Source organism: Halioglobus sp. HI00S01, from assembly GCF_001635445.1.
GTDB classification, from domain to species: domain Bacteria; phylum Pseudomonadota; class Gammaproteobacteria; order Pseudomonadales; family Halieaceae; genus Halioglobus; species Halioglobus japonicus.
On sequence record NZ_LWEE01000390.1, the window covers coordinates 1 to 219 of the forward strand.

The window sequence follows — 219 nt, forward strand, 5'->3', positions numbered from 1 at the left end:
GTCGTAACAAGGTAGCCCTAGGGGAACCTGGGGCTGGATCGTCTCCTTAAACGATAGTGGCACTATTTCTTCAAGTGCTCACACATTTGTCTTTGTCTTATTCGGTTGATGCGTAGTTATGGGGCTATAGCTCAGCTGGGAGAGCGCTTGATTTGCATTCAAGAGGTCTGCGGTTCGATCCCGCATAGCTCCACCAGTATTGGGAAACCATAGGCCTGT

At 49.8% G+C, this 219-nt stretch carries 1 tRNA gene; it reads left to right on the plus strand.

The annotated features are described in order from the left end of the window. The first annotated feature begins 120 nt into the window (after positions 1–120). Positions 121–196 (plus strand) — tRNA-Ala (locus tag A3709_RS21830). Positions 197–219: the final 23 nt, after the last annotated feature.